Raw genomic sequence first — 18,411 nt, forward strand, 5'->3', positions numbered from 1 at the left:
CGGATCAAGCTGCGGATGAGTCGTTCCGGTCACCCAACTGTCGGCGCGCAACCGCCATCGCGGCCAGCACCCCCGCGCCGAACACCACGCCTTCCAGCGTCGATGTCAACGCGTTGCTGAGCGGGCCGAAGCCGGTATCGCCGAGTGGCCCGGTGATCCGCGCCGGGTCGAGCCGCGCCGCGGGAAAGCGTGCCGCCATTTCGGCCAGGCTGCCCGCCATCAAGCGCCCACCGAGCAGCGCAATGGCCAGCCCCCCCGCCCCGCCAGCGATCGCGCCGGTCGCGATTGCGCGCCGCCACGACGCCGTGCGGGCCGTCCAGGCGCCAAGCCCCAGCGCCGCGCCGATCATCACACCCTCGCCCGCGCCGGCGATCGCGCCCGGGCTTTGGCCGATCAGCAGCTGAAACGCGTCAATGCCGAGCAGCTTGGCGAGCGCGCCGATGATCAGTCCTCCGCCCGCGCCGCCCGCAACCCAGGCCCAAAGCGGGCGATGCGCGGATATGGCCAGCGCAAGGCCGAACCCGACGCCGGCGCCGCCCGCCGCCCCGACCAGAATGCAGGCGCTGACCAGCACCAGCAGCACCGACAAGGCACCGGTGCCGGGCGCAAGCGGCAGCGACGCGGCGATCAGGCCATAGCCCAGCCCTCCGGTCATGCCGGCGAGGCCACCGCCAACCATGCCCGCCGCACCCAGCCGCACCGCCCGCGTCCAGCGATCCTCACCCTGGCGGGCCTGCACCGGCGCAGCTTCCCCGGCACCTTCGATTCGATCGACCGAGGCAACGAAGCGATAGCCATGCTTCGGCACGGTCTCGATACAGCGGGGGTTGGCGGCATCGTCCTCCAGCACCCGCCGCAATGTGCGCACGCACTGGGTCAGCGCTTCATCGGTGACGGGCACGCCGCGCCAGACCTCGGCCATGAAGCGGTCTTTGCTGACCAGATTGCCCGCCTCGCCGACCAGCAGCAGCAACGCGTCGAAATACCGACCGCTGAGCGCCACATCGTCCCCGCCGCGCGACAGGCGCCGTTCGCGCGGATCGACCAGAAACTCGCCAAAGCGGAACCGCGTCGTCATTTTTCAGCGCGATCTCATCGCTTGCTCATGCCGCTCATCGCGCATTGCCCTAGCCGCTTGCAGGTCAACATGCACGGAGGAAACGAAATGACGCAAGCAAACGGTCGGGCGCGCACGCGCGTCAACATCTGGCGGCTGGTCGGCTGGGGCGGTGCAGCGGGCCTGTTGCTGCTCCCGCTCGTCGCGATGCAGTTCACCCGCGAAGTCGATTGGACGCTCAGCGACTTCATCATCATGGGCATCCTGATCGGCGGCATCGGCCTGCTGATCGAGGCGGCGATGCGCGCCAGCGGCAATGCCAGCTATCGCATCGGGGCGATCGTGATGATGATCGGCTGCTTCATGCTGATCTGGGTCAATCTGGCCGTCGGCATCATCGGTGCCGAAGGCGGGCCGAACATCCTCTACGCGCTCGTCCCCACCGTGCTCGCCGCCGGCGGCATCATCGGCCGCTTTCGCGCACACGGCATGTGCCGGGCACTTGTCGCCGCGATTGTGGTTCAGGTGGTCATCGGCGCGGGCGCGGTGGCGATGGGCTGGGGCAAGGATACGCCGATCTGGCCGCGTGACATTATCGGCGGGACGGTGATCTTCACGGTCGTCTGGGGCACCGCTGCTGCGCTGTTCGCGCGCGCCGCGCGCATGGAACGCGCCACAGGCTGACAGTGGGGGCCGGGCGCGCTAGACGCGGCGGTCATGCCGTTGTTCGCGCCCGCCGACTGCCCCCGCCTGATCGTGAAGATCGGATCGGCGCTGCTTGTCGATGCCGATGGCGTGCGGCGCGACTGGCTGGCCGGCATCGCCGCGGACATTGCCGATCGTGTGCGCGCGGGCCAACAGGTTGCGGTCGTCTCGTCGGGCGCGATCGCACTCGGCGCGCGGCGACTTGGGCTGGCAAAGGGCGGCCGCGCCAGCCTGGAGGACGCGCAGGCCGCTGCCGCCACCGGACAGATCGCGCTGAGCCAGGTCTGGGCGGAGGTGCTCGGCGCACAGGGGCTGACCGCGGCGCAGATGCTGGTGACGCTCGACGACCTCGAGGACCGGCGGCGCTACCTCAACGCGTCCGCGACGCTCGACCGGCTGCTGGCGCTGAACGCCGTCCCGGTCATCAACGAGAATGACAGCGTCGCCACCGCCGAAATCCGTTTCGGCGACAATGACCGCCTGGCTGCGCGCGTCGCCCAGGCGGCGGGCGCGACCGGCATCATCCTGCTGTCCGACATTGACGGCCTGTATGATCGCAACCCCGATCTGCCCGGCGCAATGCATATCGCGCGGGTCGAGCGGATCGACGCCGCGATCGCGGCGATGGCGGATCGCGGGTCGGCGAGCGGCATGGGATCGGGCGGCATGGTATCGAAAATCGAGGCAGCCCGGATCGCCTGTGGCGCCGGCGTGGCGCTCGTGATCGCGTCTGGACGTGTCGACCGCCCCCTCTCGACGGCCGCGCGCCACACGCTGTTCGTCCCCGAAAAGCGCACGCGCGCCCGCAAGGCCTGGCTGGCCGGACGACTGACCGCGCGCGGCACCATCGTCGTCGACGCGGGCGCAGCCCAAGCCCTCGCTGCGGGCCGCAGCCTGCTCGCCGCCGGCGCGATCGCGGTGCACGGCGCTTTTTTCCGCGGCGACGCGGTGACGATCGAGGGTCCCGCCGGTCCGATCGCACGCGGCCTGAGCGAATATGATGCGCGCGAGGCGCTGAAGCTGCTTGGCCGGCGTAGCGAGGAGCATGGCGAGATCCTGGGCTATGCGCCGCGATCGGCGCTGGTCCATCGCAGCCACATGGTCCTGTTGTGACGCGCATGCTCGCGATCACCGGCGGCACGGGCTTTGTCGGCAAGCGGCTGATCGATCGCGCGCTGGCGGACGGGCATCACGTCCGCGCACTCACCCGGCGCCCGCAACCGGCGCGCGCGGGTGTGACCTGGATCGCGGGCGCGCTCGACGACCCCGACGGCCTGGCCGGGCTGGTTGCGGGTGTGGACGCGGTCATCCACGTCGCCGGCGTCGTCAACGCACCAGACCGGGCGGGGTTCGTCGCGGGCAATGTCGACGGGACGCGCGCGATGGTTGCCGCCACCGAAGCCGCCGGCGTGCGCCGCTTCGTCCATGTCTCCTCCCTGTCGGCGCGTGAGCCCGCGCTGTCGATCTATGGCTGGTCGAAGGCGGAGGGCGAGCGGATCGTGGCGACGAGCACGCTCGACTGGGTGGTTGTACGCCCGCCCGCAATCTATGGCCCGGGCGACCTGGAGATGCTCGAAATGTTTCGCCTCGCCCGGCGCGGGGTCGTGCCGCTGCCCCCGCCGGGGCGCTTTTCGGCGATCCATGTCGACGACCTCGCCCGGCTGCTGCTCGTGCTCGTCGCCAGCGGCGATGCCGGCATGGTGCTGGAACCCGATGACGGGCGCGCGGGCGCATGGACGCATGTCGACTTCGCGCGCGCGCTGGGGCGTGCGGTGGGCCAGCCCGTGCTGCCGCTGTCGCTGCCGCGGGGTGTGCTGGCGATCGCGGCGCGCCTCGCGCGGCGGTTTCAGGGGGATCGCGCCAAGCTGACCCCCGACCGGGTCGCCTATTTCTGCCACCCGGACTGGGCGGCTTCCGCCGATCGGCGCCCGCCCGCGCAGCTGTGGCAGCCGGCGATCGCGACCGAACAGGGACTGGCCGAAACCGCGCGATGGTATCGCGCGAACGGCCTGCTATAAGCGCGCACCATTTAGGCCGAAAAGCCGCCGCATTTTGCGCGCAGGGCAAAAGCCAGTCACCATGAGGATCAAGATGAGCGATCGTGCCGCCACATTCGACACCGTCACCCGGCTGGTCGAGCCCTTCAACAAAAAGGGCGTCGCGTTGAGCGAGACCACGACGTTCGCCGGCGACCTGGAGTGGGACAGCCTGACCGTGATGGATTTCGTCGCGTCGATCGAGGACGAGTTCGACATCATCATCACCATGAACATGCAGGCGGAAATCGAAACCGTCGGCCAGCTGGTCGATGCGGTCGAAAAGCTGAAAAGCGCCTGACGCCCCGCCGCGTACCCGCCCATCACACGGACCCCCAAGCCATGACCGAAGCCGCCGCCACCGCCCATGCGATCCCCGAGGAGATCGCCACGCTCGCGCCCGAACGCGATCTGTTCAGCAAGTTCGACGCGCTGATTGCCGAACGCCAGGCGCTGCTGGACTCGGGCGTGCGCGATCCGTTCGCGATCGTGATGGATCAGGTCACCTCCCCCACCCAGGCGGTGATCCGGGGCAAGGAAACCATCCTGCTCGGCACCTACAACTATATGGGCATGACGTTCGACCCCGACGTCATCGCCGCGGGCAAGGCTGCGCTCGAACAGTTCGGATCAGGAACAAACGGCAGCCGGATGCTCAACGGCACGTTCCGCGATCATGTCGATGCGGAGGAAGCGTTGAAGGAATTCTATGGCGCCGATCACGCCATGGTATTCTCGACCGGCTATCAGGCCAATCTGGGCATCATTTCGACGATTGCGGGCAAGGGCGAGTATATCATCCTCGATGCCGACAGCCACGCGTCGATCTATGACGGCTGCGCCATGGGCAACGCGGAGATCGTCCGCTTCCGCCACAATTCGGTGGAGGATCTCGACAAGCGGCTGGGTCGCCTGCCCGCGGAGCCGGGCAAGCTCGTGGTGCTCGAGGGCGTGTATTCGATGCTCGGCGACATCGCGCCGCTGAAGGAAATGGTCGCGGTCGCGCGCAAGCACGGCGCCATGGTCCTCGTCGACGAAGCCCATTCGATGGGCTTTTACGGCACGCATGGCCGTGGGGTATACGAGGCGGAGGGTCTGACGCTCGATGATGACGTCGATTTCGTCATCGGCACCTTCTCGAAGTCGGTCGGGACGGTCGGCGGCTTCTGTGTGTCGAACCATCCCAAGTTCGAGGTCATGCGGCTGGCCTGCCGCCCCTATATCTTCACCGCATCGCTGCCGCCGTCGGTGGTTGCGACCGCCGCGACGTCAATCCGCAAGCTGATGCACGCGACCGCGAAGCGCGAGCGGCTCTGGGCCAATGTGCGGCGGCTTCACGCGGGGCTGGTCGCGCTGGGCTTCGAGCTGGGCACCGCGCAACCGGACAGCGCGATCGTCGCTGTGATCCTGAAGGATCAGCAGCAAGCTGTGATGATGTGGCAGGCAATGCTCGAAAGCGGTGTCTATGTGAACATGGCGCGCCCGCCCGCGACGCCCGCCGGCACGTTCCTGCTGCGCTGCTCGCTGTGCGCCGAACACAGCACCGCTCAGATCGAGACGGTGCTCGAACGCTTCGCGCAGGCGGGGCGCGCGGTCGGCGCCATCGCCTGACAGGCTGCAGCGACCGGCATCACCCACCCCCAGATGGGGATTTACTTTGCAGGCCGGCCGGGAAAGGCTAGCTTGCGCGCATGACGATGTTCGTCACAGGGGACCAGGGCATTGGGGAGCAGCTCAAATCGGGCTGGCGCACCGTCCTGCTGGTCGTCATCGGCATCCTCGGCATATTGGTAATCGCCGGCTTCGCCTTCACCCTGACCCAGTCGAACCGCGCGCGCGACCGCGCACTGGGCCTGCAATCGGGCAGCTACGAACTGATGATCCGTGCGCGCAGCCTGTCCGCCAGCGTCGCGCGGGCGGAGGCGGCGCTCGGGCGCTACGTGATCAGCGGCGACAATACGCTCGGCGTCATCTATAATGATGCGTGGCGCGATGCCAGTTTTCAGCTCGACCGGTTCGCGCGCGAGGCCGGGCGTAATCCCGCGCAGCGCCAGGTGATCCGCGACCTGCGCAGCGCGTTCATCGCGCGCGGTAACGAGCTGTCCGAAATCGCGCTCCACACGCGTTACAAGCAGAATGATCAGGCGCTGTCGAAATATTACCAGGCGCGCGACACCGCCAGTCTGGCCGCGATCGGCAGGCTGCTCGACCGGGTCATCGCAATCGAACGCCGCCAGCTCGCCCAGCGCACTTTCGCGGCGGAGGCGACGCTCGATCGTTCGGCGCAGGTCGCGAGCGCGCTTGCGGGCTTCGGACTTCTCCTCCTGGTCGGCACGGCCGTGCTCGGCTGGCTGGTCGTCAAGGCGGTCGGCGATCGCGCCACGGCGGCGGCCGAAGCGGAGATGGCCCGCATCCGTGCAATCGAGCTGGAGGAAGCCGTCGAAGCCGCGACCGACCAGTTGCGCCAGGAGGCGCGCGAGCGTGCCCAGGCCGAAGCCAAGTTGCGCCAGATGCAAAAGATGGAGGCGGTCGGCCAGCTGACCGGCGGCATTGCGCATGATTTCAACAACATGCTTGCCGTTGTTCTCGGCGGGCTTGAGCTGGCGCAGCGCCATATCGCGTCGGGCGCGACCGATGTGTCACGGCATATCGATAACGCGATGGAGGGCGCCAATCGCGCCGCCGCGCTGACCCGCCGGTTGCTCGCCTTTGCCCGCGCCGAACCCCTGCTGCCCCAGGCGGTCGAGGCGCGCGACATCATCGACAACATGAGCGACCTGCTCGATCGCACGCTCGGCGACCAGATCGAGGTCACGGTGCGCGACATGGGGCGCGGGTGGTGCGTGTGGGTCGACCGGCACCAGCTCGAAAGCACGATCCTGAACCTCGCGGTCAATGCACGCGATGCGATGGATGCGCGCGGCGCGCTGACCATCACCACCGGTGGGCGCACGCTTGCGCCGCACGAGGTCGGCACCCTCGATGCGGGCGACTATGTCACGATCGAGGTCCGCGACACCGGCTGCGGCATGACTCAGGACGTGATCGACCGCGTGTTCGAGCCGTTCTTTACCACCAAGCCGGTCGGCAAGGGCACGGGCCTGGGCCTGTCCCAGATCTTCGGCTTCGTTCGGCAATCGGGGGGCGATGTCGGCATCGATTCGACCCCGGGCGTCGGCACGGCGGTCACGCTGTATCTGCCGCGCCATCGCCAGTCGGGCGAAGCGGCCGGTCAGTCGGCACCGCCCCCCCGGCCCGCCGAGATCGCAGCCAATCAGGACAGTCTGGAAAGCCTCGACATCCTGGTGGTGGAGGACGACCCTCGCGTGCTCGAAGCCACCTGTGCGGCGCTGGTCGAGCTGGGCCATCGCCCGGTGCGGTGCGACGACCCGCTAGACGCGGGCCGGGTCGCGGCGGGGATGGAGCGGCTTGACCTCATCATTTCCGACGTGCTGATGCCGGCCGAAACCGGGCCGGAGATGATCCAGCGACTGCGGCCGTTGCTGCCGGGCGTCGGCGTTGTGTTCGTGACCGGCTATGCCGGCGATGCCGACGATCTGGTGGAGTTCGGCGACGCCCCGGTGCTGCGCAAGCCCTTCACGATCTCGGCGCTCTCCCACGCCCTGGCGAAGGGGGTCGCGGCATCGTCCATGGCCAGCGCGCCACGGCCGGTCGGCGCTCGAATTCGGGGCTGACGCCGCCCCACAAGCCGACTATAGCCGGCGCCACGCCGTCCGCCGAGAGGTCAACCCGTCCCCGCGATGCAAGCAATCGACCGATATATGGCCAGGCTGATCGCGGTGCCGCTTTTTTCGACGCTGCTCATCTCCGCGATGCTGCTGGTGCTCGACCGGATGCTGCGGCTCTTCGATTTCGTCGCGAGCGAAGGCGGGCCGGTCAGCGTCGTGTGGCGGATGCTGGCCAACCTGCTGCCCGAATATCTGGGGCTCGGCATCCCGATCGGCCTGCTGCTCGGCACGCTGCTCGCCTTTCGACGGCTGGCGACGACGTCCGAACTCGACGTGCTGCGCGCGGTCGGCATGGGGTATGGCCGGTTGCTGCGGGTGCCTTACCTCTTCGCGATCGGGCTGGCGGGACTGAACCTGGCGATCGTCGGCTTCGTGCAACCGCTTGCGCGCTTCAACTATGAGGAGCTGCGCTTCGAGCTGCGATCGGGTGCGCTTGGCGCGTCGATCAAGGTCGGCGAATTCACTCGGCTTGGCGCGAACATGACGCTGCGGATCGAGGAAAGCCGCAACCGCGGGTCCGACCTGTCGGGCATCTTCGTGCGCGCGGCGCAACCCGACGGCAGCTGGCTGGCGGTAACGGCGGAGACGGGGCAGTTCCTGGCGACCGACGATCCCGACGTCATCCTGTTCCGGTTGACCGACGGAACGCTCGTCCACAACGCGCCGGGCTTTGCGCAGCCCCGGGTGCTCACCTTCACCTCGCACGACCTGCCGATCGACCTGCCGAAATTCGGCGCGTTCCGCATGCGCGGGGGCCGCAACCTCGAACTCACCCTGCCCGAACTGGTCAAGCAGGGCGGCGATTCATCCAAGCCGAAAATGACCCGCGACGAAAGCCGCGCCAACCTTCATTTCCGCCTGGTCGAGGTCGCGACGATCTTCCTGCTCCCGCTGCTCGCGCTCGCGCTGGGCGTGCCGCCCAAGCGGTCGACATCGGCACTGGGGGTCTTTCTGTCGATCATCATCATCGTCACCTATCACAAGGTGAACGAATATGGCGAAGCGATCGGCGCGCTCGGCCGGGTCGATCCGATCATCGCATTGTGGGGGCCGTTCCTTCTGTTCGCGGGGCTCGTCTTCTGGATGTATTATGTCATTGCCTATGTGCCCGGCGGCCAGCCGATCGGTGCGCTCGAGCGTGTCTTCTCACGGGCGGTGAAGGCCCTGGCGCGCTACCTGCCCGGCCGGCGTCAGCCGGCATGATCGATATCCGGGCACCGCGATGAACCAGCTCAACCTTTTCCCCTCGCGAACCGTCGCCTGGTACATGGCGCGGATGTTCCTGACCCGGACGCTCGCGGTCCTGTTCATGCTCGTCCTCGTTCTGCAGACCCTCGACCTGCTGAGCGAGTCGGGCAAGGTGTTGGCCTATCCGGGCAACGGCAACGCCGAAATCTGGCGCTATGTCGGCCTGCGCACGCCGCAGATCATCGCGCGCTTCCTGCCCTTCTCGGTGCTGCTGGGCACGATCATCACCCTGTCCACGCTCAACCAGAACAGCGAGATCGTCTCGCTAAAGGCCGCGGGGCTGTCCGCGCATCAGGTGCTGGCACCGCTGATCGTCGCCGCGCTGGGCGTGGCCGCGGTGTCGTTCATCTTCAACGAACGCATCGTCACGCGCGCGACCGCGACGCTGGCGCAGTGGGAGGATGTCGATTTCGGACCCATCCCGATCGATCGCGGCGATCGGACCAATGTGTGGGTGCGCGATGCCGACGACCTGATCCGCGTCGGTCAGGTGCGCGGGCGCGGGGACGCGGCGGTGCTGAACGACATCACCGTCTATGAGCGCGGCAACGGGTCGCTGCGCACGCTGCTCAACGTTCCGCGCGCGGTGCGCGACGGCGCGGGATGGCGCGGCGACAATGCGACGCGCTTCGATGTCGACAGCGGGACCAGCACGCGGCTTGGCCGGGTGCGTTTCGCGGAGGGGGTTCGTCCCGACCAGTTCGCGCTGGCGACCGTGAATGCGGACGGCATGTCGTTCATGGGACTGAGCGAGGCGATCGACGACCTCGACGCCGCCGGCCGACCGACCGCCGCGCTGGAGGGCGGGTTGTGGCACAAATTGTCCGGGCCGCTGTCGTCGATCCTGATGCCGCTGCTCGGCGCGGTCGCCGCGTTCGGCATCGCGCGGTCGGGCAAGCTGTTCGTGCGCGCGGTGATCGGCATGGCGCTGGGCTTTGCCTATTTCGTCGCCGACAATTTCGCGCTGGCGATGGGCAATCTGGGTGCCTATCCGCCCTTCCTGGCGGCGTGGGCGCCGTTCCTGCTGTTCCTGTTGATCGGCGAGGCGGTACTGATCCGCACCGAGGAATAGGGCGTCAGCGCGCGCGAGACACGCGCAGCGTCGATGCCGCCAGCCGCTGGAGGAGACCGGTCAGGCTGCGATAATTGGCTGCATGATAGGGCGAATGCGCCGCCAGCGCCGTCGCGAGCCGACGGTGCGCGGTGCCCAGTGCATGATAGGGCAGACCCGGCAGCAGGTGATGCAGCGCGTGATAGCGCAGGCCAACCGGCGCCCACAGGAACGGCAGCACCCCCGGCGGCGGCACGTTGACCGAATCCAGATACTGGGCGGTGACGCTCATCGGCTCGCCCTCGTTTTCCCACAGATGCGCGACGAGCGTGCGGACCTGATTGATGACCGCAGCGGTCGACAGGATGCCCAGAAAAATGAGGAATGCGCGCAGCGGTACGATCCCGGTTGCGACCGCCGCGATCAGCGCGATCGACCACAGGCTGGTCGCCGCCGCCTGCCAGCGCCAAAGGCTGCGCGCCTCGCACTCCGGCTCCCGCCGGCGGAAGGCGGGGTTGATCGCGAGCGCCGAGAACCGGGTGACAAGCACGTCACGGAAACGCGGAAACAGCGCCGCGATCGGCGTCAGCACCGCAAAGCGGAACATCAGCGAAATGGGTGCCAGGGCCGCGACCAGCAGGAACAGCGGCAGGCTGTACGGCTTCATCCGCGCCAGCGGCAGATATTCGGGGTCGTCGGCCGTGCCATAGCGCGTGCGTGCATGATGGAGATTGTGCACCCCTTCGTACATGAAGGACGGGACGAACAGCGGAACGCCGATCAACGCGTTCCAGCCGAGCCGAAATCCGGGCAGCGACGAATGCTTCACATGGCTGAGCTCGTGGATGAAGCTTTCGGCGCGGTAGAGCGCGAACACCGCGATCGCGCCGGCGGCGATCGCCCAGACGGGTGACGCGAGCAGGATCGCGCCGGCAAGCCCCGCATAACCGATGGCGGCCGACACGATCAAATCGGTCCAGTAGATGGCGGGCCTTGGCGCATGCAGATCGCGCGTCAATTCGGCCGCGGTGCGCAACATCGCCTTGTCATCCGCGACACGCACGGTCGTCGCACGGCTGTCGTTCGCCGCGCGGGGCATGTCGCGGCGGTCAAGGGTCAGGCTGGTCGTCATTGGCGCGCTCATTGCCCGAAGATAATGGCAACACGGTGGCATTACAGCCCCCGCCCCCCGCAGTGCTTGACAGCGAAGCCACAACTGCGGACGTGAACGGCAACGCATCAGGGGAATTCGAGCCTTGGCAATACATCCGGTCACCGTCCGCCCGGTCGTCACCGCGCGCGACCGCACGGCCTTTATCGATCTCGCCTACCGGTTGAACGCGGACGATCCGAACTGGGTCGCACCGCTGAGGCAAGAGGTCGTCGAACGGATCACGCCCAGCAAGAACGCCTGGTTCAGCCATGGCGAGGCGCAGCTGTTCCTGGCTGAACGCGGATCCCAGGTGGTCGGCCGGATCAGCGCGCACATCGATCACCTCGCACTCACCATGCCGCCCGAAAAGGGCTTTGGCCCCGGAACCGGCTTCTGGGGCTTGTTCGAGGCCGAGGACGCGGAGGTGACGGCGGCGCTGATCGATACGGCAGAGGGCTGGTTGCGCGGACGCGGCCTCAACCGGGCGGTCGGGCCCGTCAGCCTGTCGATCTGGGAGGAGCCGGGCCTGCTGATCCAGGGATATGATCATCCCCCCACCGTGATGATGGGGCATCATCGCGCCGAATATCGCGGCTGGATCGAGGCGCGCGGCTATCTGCCGGCCAAGCGACTGGTGACCTATGAGCTCGATATCAGTCGTGAATTTCCACCCCTGATCCAGCGGATCGTCGCCGCGGGCGAAAAGAGCTCGAAAATCCGCGTTCGATGCGTCGACAAGTCGCGCTTTGCCGAGGAAGCGGCCATCATCCTCGGCATCCTGAACGACGCATGGTCGGACAATTGGGGCTTCGTGCCGCTCACGCCGCCCGAAGTCGAGGAGGTCGGCCGGAAGCTGAAGCCGATCGTGTTCAACGAACTGATCCGCATCGCCGAGGTCGACGGCGAGCCGGTTGCGTTCATGATCACGCTGCCTGACCTCAACGAACCGTTGAAGCCATTGAGGGGGCGGCTGTTTCCGTTCGGCTGGGCCAAGCTGTTGCTGTGGCTGCGCGCGCCCAAGTCGCGCACGATGCGCGTGCCGCTGATGGGCGTGGTGAAGCGCCTGCAATCCTCACGGCTTGCAAGCCAGCTCGCCTTCATGATGATCGAATATATCCGTCGCGATGCATCGACAAAGTTCGGTGCGACACGCGGTGAGATCGGCTGGATCCTGGACGATAATCAGGGAATGATCGCGATCGCCGATGCGATCGAAAGCCGGATCAACCGCATCTACCAGATATATGCGCGCGCGCTCTGAACCGGGGCGCGGGCCGTCCGACAAAAGAAAGGGCATGGCGTGACCGAAAGTCGCGCCATGCCCGAGTTTACCGCATTGACCATGGGGTCAGCCGATGCGGAGAAACCGTCGATCGAGCCGGATCGACCTTATTTCAGGTCGACCAGCGGGTCGTAGCCTTCGCGCTCGATCCATTGGGCGCGCGTCGCGCAAACCTTGCGCTTGATCCGCGAGCCGGTCGTGTCGACCATCACGCAATATTTGGGTTCGGACGCCGCCTGCGCAGCGGTGTCGACCGGGGCGGAAGCCTTGGTCTCGGCGGCGGCCGGACCGATGGCGGCAGTGGCTAGCGCGCCGAACGAAGCGGCGGCGATCGCGCGAGCGATGCGGTTCATGAAATCCTCCTGTATCCCTCCGCAGGCGGGGGCTGCCTGCTCCACACACATTGCATTGGCCATGCCAACTTGTAGAATTGTTCTGATTCAAACACTTACTTGGTGTGTTACTGGTGCAGTTCACCAAGTCGCGGGATTTTCTCCCGCAATGTCGCACCCCGCACCATTCAGGCTCCGGAAAGCATCGGCGCGAGTCGTGAGTCGCCCCCCGTCGGGGCAGTCGGGGAATTAGCGCAGGCGGACCCAGGTCGGCGCGTGATCGCTTGCCTTTTCCCGCCCGCGATGCGCCTTGTCGACGCCGGCATCGACGAACCGGTCGGCGGCCGGGGGACTGAGCAGCAGGTGATCGATACGAAAGCCCGCGTCGCGCGGCCACGCGCCGGCTTGATAGTCCCAGAATGTCCATGGCCCGCCGCCCGGATGGCGCGTGCGCAGGCTGTCGGTCCAGCCCTGCGCGAGCAGCCGGCGATAGGCCCGCCGCGACTCCGGCTGCATCAGCGCGTCATCGGCCATCGCGCGCACCGAAAACACGTCGTCGTCATTGGGAATGACGTTGTAATCCCCGGCGAGCACGACCGGCTGCTCGGTCGCGAGCAAGTCGGCGGCACGGGCGGCCAGGCGATCGAACCAGCGCAGCTTATAGTCGAATTTGGGGCCCGGCACCGGGTTGCCGTTGGGCAGGTAGATCGACGCGATGACGAGGCCATCGACCTCGGCTTCGAGATAGCGGCTCTGATCGTCCGCGTCGTCACCCGCCAGCCCGCGCTGACGCTCGACCGGCTCGCGCCCGTGCGCGAGAATGGCGACGCCGTTGAACCCCTTTTGTCCGTGCCAAATCGCGCCGTAGCCGAGCGCGCCAATCTCCTCGGCGGGAAACCCCTCATCCGCGGTCTTCAGCTCCTGAAGGCAGACGATGTCGGGGCGCTCCTCGTCCAGATATTCAAGCAGACGCGGCAACCGGGCGCGGATGCCATTCACATTGTAGCTGACGATCTTCACGACGCGCGGGCGCGGTCAGACGGAAAAGCTGGTGCCGCAGCCACAGCCCGACGCCGCATTGGGATTTTCGACGCGGAACGCTGCGCCGCCGAGCGATTCGACATAATCGACCGCCGCCCCGCGGACGAGGTCGATGCTGACCGGATCGACGACCAGCGTCGCGTCCGCGCCAACCGCCACCACGTCATCAGGCTCCGCCGCATCGGCCAGCCCAAAGCGGTATCGAAAGCCCGAACAGCCGCCACCCTCAACCGACAGCCGCAGGATGGCGGGCTTGCCCTGGCGCTGTGCGATCGCGGCAACGCGCGCCGCAGCGGCGTCGGTCAGGCGGATTTCTGCGGTGTCGGTGGCCATGCTCATACGCCCGAACATAGGTGGGCGGGACCCGCGCGGCAATGCGTCGTCAGACGCGAGGGTTCAGTTCGCCGGGCCGCCGATCGAGCCCGCCTGGCGGCTGCGCAGGGCCCGGTCCTGGAGTGCGAGCAGATGGTCGCCGCTGCGCAGATAGGGAATCGGGTCCACCGCCGCGCCGTCGATGCGCACTTCGTAATGCAGGTGACTGCCGGTCGAACGGCCGGTCGATCCCATCAGACCGATGATCTGGCCGCGCCGCACGCGCGTATTGGGGCGCACCATCAGCTTCGACAAATGGCCGTAGCGGGTTGCGATCCCCTTGCCATGGTTGATTTCGATCATGTTGCCATAGCCACCCGAACGCTCGGACTTGGCAACGATGCCGTCGGCGGTGGCATAGATCGGGGTGCCCAACGGGCCGGGGATGTCGATGCCCGAATGCATCGCGGCGGTGCCGCGGAACGGGTCGGAACGAACCCCGAAATTGCTGGTGAGCGTCAGGTCCTCGACCGGCTGCAGCGACGGGATCGCGATCACCGCTTCCTCGAGCGTGTCGAGCTTCTTCCAGCTCTGGAACAGCGAGCGGAACTGCGCCTCGGCATCGGCTTCGGTCGCCGAGGTACCGGCCGGTGCGGCCACCGCTTCAAACGGGCCGCCCATCGCGCCGTTCAGGCGTTCGGGGCGAATGCCCATCCGGCGCAACTGCTGGGCGGTCGCCTGATAACGTGCCTCGATCGCGGCGCGGGCCTTGGCGGCATAAACGACCTGGCGGGCCTCGACCCGACGGAGCGGCGCGGTCACCTCGGCCGAAATCCGGCTGACCCGCACGTCTCCGCCCGCCTCGGGCAGTTCAACGCTGTCCGGATCGACCTCGCCCGAAAGCGCCGCGGCGATCACCGCCTGGCGCTTCTCGACCCGCGCGGCGTGCGCGCGTGCCTGCCGCTTCGCGGCCTGGACGTCGGCTTCGAGCGCGGCGACTTCGGCTTCCATGCGCCGCAACCTTGCTTCGGGCGAAACGTCGGCGATGAGCCCGGTGGCGGTTACCGCATGATAGCCGGCCTGCGCGGCGCCGTAGGAGGAAAAGGCGATGGTGACCGCGGCGACCCCCGCCATCACCGCCTGGCTGGCCGCGCCCAATCGGATGCGGCGAAGTGCGCGCCCGTCATGGAACATCACATCGCGCGGCACGAAAAGCTTGCGGAACTTCTCGACCATCTTCGCGTTCGGATTTCGCACGGTGGGCAGATGCTTGGCAGTTGCTGGCTTGATCTTCTTCAAATCCACGACTCCGACGCGCATCGCTGCGGATGCGTGCGTTAGTTGAGTTGTCCAGCAGCCCCTCCGCCTCTGGTGACACGCTTGTTACGGGTCGATCAGACAGGCGCAAGCTCAGCGTAATAATCGCGCGTTAGACCGGCTGTGGTCCGCGCCGAGTCGTTGAACGGCGGTTTGATCGCCCCCCTGAAATGCTGCGTGACAAGCATTTGCCAGTGCCGGGGCGCGTCATGTCCCGCTTCGCGACAGACCGATTCGAACCAGCGCGTGCCCGCCGAGACGTGCCGGATCTCATCGTTGAAAATCCGGGTCAGAATGCGCGCACTCGTCCCGTCGCCGGCCGCTTGAAGGCGTTCGATGGTCACCGGCGTGACGTCCAGACCGCGTGCTTCGAGCACCATCGGCACGACCGCGAGGCGGGCGAGCGGATCGTGCGCGGTCGCCATTGCGGCGTCCCACAAGCCGTCATGCGCAGGGAGCGCGCCATAGCCGCTGCCCAGTGACACCAGCCGCCGGTGCAGCAGCGCGAAATGCATCGCTTCGTCCGCCGCGACCGCAATCCAGTCATCGACGAAGCCGCGCGGGAACGATGCACCAAAGCGTCCGATCAGGTCGAACGCCAGGTCGATCGCGACGAACTCGATATGCGCGAGCGCGTGGAGCAACGCGATCCGGCCGCGCGCCGAACCGCCCCTGCCGCGCCGGGGCATTTCTGCAGCGGGCAGCAATTCAGGATGCGCGGGGCGTGCCGGCACGCGGGGCATCGGGACATCGAAACGGTGCGCCAGGACGCCGCGCCGCCACGCCCGCGCCGCCGTGCGCGCCGCCATCACCTTCGCGGTCGGTCCGGCGGTGGTCAGCACACCGTGCGCCGCGGCGGCGATACTCGTCGTCACGTCGCAGCCAGCGCCTTGACGGCATCGAGCACTTCCTCGGCATGGCCAGGCACCTTCACCTTGCGCCATGCGCGGACCAGCCGGCCATCGGCGCCGAACAGGAACGTCGAACGATCGATGCCCATATATTTCTTGCCGTACATGCTCTTTTCGGTCCACGCGCCGAACGCTTCGAGCACGCGATTGTCGTCGCCGTCGCTCGCGAGCGAAATCGCCAGCGCATATTTGTCGATGAACTTGCGATGCTTCGCGGGCGGATCCTTCGACACACCGATCACGTCGGCCCCTGCCGCCTGAAACGCCGGATACAGCGCCGAAAAGCCCTGCGCTTCCTTGGTGCAACCGGGCGTGTCGTCCTTGGGATAGAAATAGAGGACCAGCGGCTTGCCCGCGAAACTCGTCAATTCGACCTCGCGGTCGTCGGCCATGGTCAGGGTGAGCGCCGGCAATGCATCACCGATTTCGATCGCCATCGTCATTCTCCCGGTTGGTCGCCGGACACGCGGGTCCAGCACGCGCGGACCTCCTGCCGCGCTGCGTCGAGCGACGCAACCACCTGCCCCCAATCCCGTAGCCCGAGCGCACCAGCGACCAGCGTGCGCGTCGCCGGCGCCGGCGGCTGCGCGTCGGGGGCCACCAGGCGCAGCACGACGAGCAGGCGGTTGAGCAGATCGTGCGCGTCGCCCAGCGCATCGGGCAGCAGCCCTTGGGTTGCGAGGTCGCCGATCGCCATGCGCAGATCGGGATGAAAGGCGGTGCGGTGCACGAGCTGCTGGACATGCACGGCAAATTCCAGGTCGACCAGCCCGCCCGGCAGCAGCTTCGCGTCGAGCGGCCCTTTGGGCGGCTTGTGCGTCGCCATCTCCGCGCGCATCCGGCAGCTGTCGGCGCGAAGGTCGCGGTCGGGCCGCTCGCCCGCCAGCACGCGCCCGATCACCTCCGCCACCGCTGCGCGCGCCCCCGCGCTGCCAAAGATCGGCCGCGCACGCGTCAGGGCCATGTGCTCCCACGTCCACGCGCTTTCCGCCTGATAGCCGTGAAAGCCGTCGAGCGAGACTGCGATCGGGCCCTGATTGCCCGACGGCCGCAGCCGGGTGTCGACGTCGTACAGCGGCCCCGCTGCGGTCGGCACCGACAGCGCGGCGATCACCCGCTGCGCCAGCCGGTTGTAATAGAGCACCGCCCCCAGCGGCTTTTCGCCATCGGACTCAGCCGCATAGTCGCCGGTAAAGAGAAAGACGAGATCAAGGTCGGACGCATGGGTGAGCGCACCGCCGCCCAGCCGGCCGAGCGCCAGGATCACCAGCTCGCTGTCGGCGACGCGGCCGTGCCGTTCCTCGAACGCGGCGATAGTCGCGCGCGCCAGCACCTCGACCGCGGCTTCGGCGACGCGCGAATAACCAGCGGACACGCTCAGCGGATCGCTGCTGCCCGCAATGATCTGTGCGCCCAGCGCAAAGCGTTTTTCGTTCACCACGCGGCGGACATGATCGAGCATGGCCTGATAGTCGCAGCCCGCCTCTACCGCACACATCTCATGCGCCAGGGCGCCGACGTCGCCGACCGGATCGAGAGCGGTCGCGTCGATCAGCCCATCGAGCAGCTCGACGCGGCGGCCAAGCAGGTCGGCCAGCGTCGGCGCATGGCACAGGATCATGCTGAGCAGCCGGGTCAGCGCGGGGCGCGCCTCCATCAGCCGAAGGAAATTGATCGCGCTGGGCAGTTTCGCCAGGACCGCATCGAGCCGGTTGATCGCCAGCGCGGGGTCGGGCGCACAGGCGAACGCCTCGATCAGGCCGGGCAGCACCGCTTCCAGCGCCGCCTGCGCCGGTGCGCTGCGCAACGCGGGATAGCGTCCACCGCGCCAGGTTTCGATCCGCTGTGCGACCGCCGTCGCCGCATCGCCGAACCCGGCGGTGGCGAGCGTGTCGGCCAGCCGCTCAACCGATGTCGGCAGGCTGTCGTCAGCATCGCTGTCGAGCGCATCATAATGCCGCCCGACCCGCCGGACCGGATCGTCCAGCAGGGCAAGCAGCGCGTCGCCGTCTGCCAGCCCGTGCAGCGCGGCCACGCGGTCGATCGCTTCGGCCTGGGTCGGCAGCGCATGGGTCTGGCGATCGTCGATCATCTGCAGCCGGTGCTCGATCGTACGCAGCAGGACATATGCGTCGGACAGGTCGCGGGCCGCCACGGGGTCGATCCAGCCCGCCCCGGCGAGGGCGTCGATCGCGTCGAGCGTGGCGGGCGCGACCC

At 67.7% G+C, this 18,411-nt stretch carries 18 protein-coding genes; 9 read left to right on the forward strand and 9 right to left on the reverse strand.

The genetic code is table 11. The features are described 5' to 3' along the window. Window positions 1-4: 4 nt before the first annotated feature. Entirely contained in the window at window positions 5-1,078 is a 1,074-nt protein-coding gene (locus AX709_RS00690; RefSeq protein ID WP_066545678.1) for a winged helix-turn-helix domain-containing protein, read from the reverse strand. Between the two features lie 87 nt (window positions 1,079-1,165). Here AX709_RS00690 and AX709_RS00695 point away from each other — a divergent pair, with 87 nt between their 5' ends. The 8 genes from AX709_RS00695 (at window position 1,166) to lptG (ending at window position 9,867) form a co-directional block, all read left to right on the forward strand. Further along, entirely contained in the window at window positions 1,166-1,741 is a 576-nt protein-coding gene (locus AX709_RS00695) for a hypothetical protein (protein WP_156454085.1), read from the forward strand. A gap of 33 nt (window positions 1,742-1,774) precedes the next feature. After that, window positions 1,775-2,875: a glutamate 5-kinase gene (proB, locus tag AX709_RS00700; RefSeq protein WP_066545685.1), complete on the forward strand. Its 1,101-nt coding sequence runs from the start codon at window positions 1,775-1,777 to the stop codon at window positions 2,873-2,875. Window positions 2,876-2,880: 5 nt separating this feature from the next. Beyond that, entirely contained in the window at window positions 2,881-3,780 is a 900-nt protein-coding gene (locus tag AX709_RS00705; protein ID WP_066482802.1) for an SDR family oxidoreductase, read from the forward strand. 73 nt (window positions 3,781-3,853) lie between these two features. Then, entirely contained in the window at window positions 3,854-4,099 is a 246-nt protein-coding gene (locus AX709_RS00710; protein WP_066482804.1) for an acyl carrier protein, read from the forward strand. Between the two features lie 41 nt (window positions 4,100-4,140). Then, window positions 4,141-5,409 (forward strand): serine palmitoyltransferase, encoded by a 1,269-nt coding sequence (spt, locus tag AX709_RS00715; protein ID WP_066545687.1) that lies wholly within the window; start codon window positions 4,141-4,143, stop codon window positions 5,407-5,409. An 80-nt stretch (window positions 5,410-5,489) separates the two neighbouring features. Next, complete coding sequence (locus AX709_RS00720; protein ID WP_156437833.1) at window positions 5,490-7,493, forward strand: ATP-binding protein; 2,004 nt, start codon at window positions 5,490-5,492, stop codon at window positions 7,491-7,493. 66 nt (window positions 7,494-7,559) lie between these two features. Beyond that, on the forward strand, window positions 7,560-8,750 hold the full coding sequence (gene lptF, locus AX709_RS00725; RefSeq protein ID WP_197417179.1) for an LPS export ABC transporter permease LptF: 1,191 nt from the start codon (window positions 7,560-7,562) through the stop codon (window positions 8,748-8,750). Window positions 8,751-8,769: 19 nt separating this feature from the next. Further along, entirely contained in the window at window positions 8,770-9,867 is a 1,098-nt protein-coding gene (gene lptG, locus AX709_RS00730) for an LPS export ABC transporter permease LptG (RefSeq protein ID WP_066482511.1), read from the forward strand. A gap of 4 nt (window positions 9,868-9,871) precedes the next feature. Here the strand turns inward: lptG and AX709_RS00735 are convergent, their stop codons facing one another. Then, a complete protein-coding gene (locus AX709_RS00735) occupies window positions 9,872-10,978 on the reverse strand; it encodes a fatty acid desaturase family protein (RefSeq protein WP_066545695.1) in 1,107 nt (368 codons plus the stop codon). 124 nt (window positions 10,979-11,102) lie between these two features. On the opposite strand from AX709_RS00735, the gene AX709_RS00740 reads away from it, so the two are divergent. Beyond that, the gene (locus AX709_RS00740; RefSeq protein ID WP_066545697.1) at window positions 11,103-12,260 is read left to right on the forward strand and encodes a hypothetical protein; all 1,158 of its coding nucleotides are present in this window, start codon (window positions 11,103-11,105) and stop codon (window positions 12,258-12,260) included. Window positions 12,261-12,388: 128 nt separating this feature from the next. Here AX709_RS00740 and AX709_RS00745 read toward each other — a convergent pair whose 3' ends face one another. The 7 genes from AX709_RS00745 to AX709_RS00775 form a co-directional block, all read right to left on the reverse strand. Continuing rightward, window positions 12,389-12,634: a hypothetical protein gene (locus AX709_RS00745; RefSeq protein ID WP_156454086.1), complete on the reverse strand. Its 246-nt coding sequence runs from the start codon at window positions 12,632-12,634 to the stop codon at window positions 12,389-12,391. Window positions 12,635-12,862: 228 nt separating this feature from the next. Then, window positions 12,863-13,633, reverse strand: coding sequence for an exodeoxyribonuclease III (gene xth, locus AX709_RS00750; protein ID WP_066545707.1), 771 nt, complete (start codon window positions 13,631-13,633; stop codon window positions 12,863-12,865). A 15-nt stretch (window positions 13,634-13,648) separates the two neighbouring features. Next, the gene (locus AX709_RS00755) at window positions 13,649-13,987 is read right to left on the reverse strand and encodes a HesB/IscA family protein (RefSeq protein WP_066545728.1); all 339 of its coding nucleotides are present in this window, start codon (window positions 13,985-13,987) and stop codon (window positions 13,649-13,651) included. A gap of 63 nt (window positions 13,988-14,050) precedes the next feature. Then, window positions 14,051-15,265: a M23 family metallopeptidase gene (locus AX709_RS00760; protein WP_231727373.1), complete on the reverse strand. Its 1,215-nt coding sequence runs from the start codon at window positions 15,263-15,265 to the stop codon at window positions 14,051-14,053. A 95-nt stretch (window positions 15,266-15,360) separates the two neighbouring features. After that, entirely contained in the window at window positions 15,361-16,158 is a 798-nt protein-coding gene (locus AX709_RS00765) for a ferritin-like domain-containing protein (protein WP_066545709.1), read from the reverse strand. Next, a complete protein-coding gene (locus tag AX709_RS00770; RefSeq protein WP_066482533.1) occupies window positions 16,155-16,637 on the reverse strand; it encodes a peroxiredoxin in 483 nt (160 codons plus the stop codon). The genes AX709_RS00765 and AX709_RS00770 overlap by 4 nt, the downstream gene beginning before the upstream one ends. Beyond that, window positions 16,634-18,411: glutamine-synthetase adenylyltransferase (locus tag AX709_RS00775; RefSeq protein WP_066545711.1), on the reverse strand; the 1,778-nt coding region annotated here is incomplete at its 5' end. The genes AX709_RS00775 and AX709_RS00770, both read right to left, overlap by 4 nt.

Source organism: Sphingomonas sp. CCH15-F11, from assembly GCF_001557005.1.
In the GTDB taxonomy this organism is placed as follows: domain Bacteria; phylum Pseudomonadota; class Alphaproteobacteria; order Sphingomonadales; family Sphingomonadaceae; genus Sphingomonas.

What these genes read in the sequence shown, in the direction of transcription:
- AX709_RS00690 (WP_066545678.1), bottom strand. Translation starts at nt 1,078, where the DNA reads ATGACGACGCGGTTCCGCTTTGGCGAGTTTCTGGTCGATCCGCGCGAA.
- AX709_RS00695 (WP_156454085.1), top strand. Translation starts at nt 1,166, where the DNA reads ATGACGCAAGCAAACGGTCGGGCGCGCACGCGCGTCAACATCTGGCGG.
- proB (WP_066545685.1), top strand. Translation starts at nt 1,775, where the DNA reads ATGCCGTTGTTCGCGCCCGCCGACTGCCCCCGCCTGATCGTGAAGATC.
- AX709_RS00705 (WP_066482802.1), top strand. Translation starts at nt 2,881, where the DNA reads ATGCTCGCGATCACCGGCGGCACGGGCTTTGTCGGCAAGCGGCTGATC.
- AX709_RS00710 (WP_066482804.1), top strand. Translation starts at nt 3,854, where the DNA reads ATGAGCGATCGTGCCGCCACATTCGACACCGTCACCCGGCTGGTCGAG.
- spt (WP_066545687.1), top strand. Translation starts at nt 4,141, where the DNA reads ATGACCGAAGCCGCCGCCACCGCCCATGCGATCCCCGAGGAGATCGCC.
- AX709_RS00720 (WP_156437833.1), top strand. Translation starts at nt 5,490, where the DNA reads ATGACGATGTTCGTCACAGGGGACCAGGGCATTGGGGAGCAGCTCAAA.
- lptF (WP_197417179.1), top strand. Translation starts at nt 7,560, where the DNA reads ATGCAAGCAATCGACCGATATATGGCCAGGCTGATCGCGGTGCCGCTT.
- lptG (WP_066482511.1), top strand. Translation starts at nt 8,770, where the DNA reads ATGAACCAGCTCAACCTTTTCCCCTCGCGAACCGTCGCCTGGTACATG.
- AX709_RS00735 (WP_066545695.1), bottom strand. Translation starts at nt 10,978, where the DNA reads ATGACGACCAGCCTGACCCTTGACCGCCGCGACATGCCCCGCGCGGCG.
- AX709_RS00745 (WP_156454086.1), bottom strand. Translation starts at nt 12,634, where the DNA reads ATGAACCGCATCGCTCGCGCGATCGCCGCCGCTTCGTTCGGCGCGCTA.
- AX709_RS00755 (WP_066545728.1), bottom strand. Translation starts at nt 13,987, where the DNA reads ATGGCCACCGACACCGCAGAAATCCGCCTGACCGACGCCGCTGCGGCG.
- AX709_RS00770 (WP_066482533.1), bottom strand. Translation starts at nt 16,637, where the DNA reads ATGACGATGGCGATCGAAATCGGTGATGCATTGCCGGCGCTCACCCTG.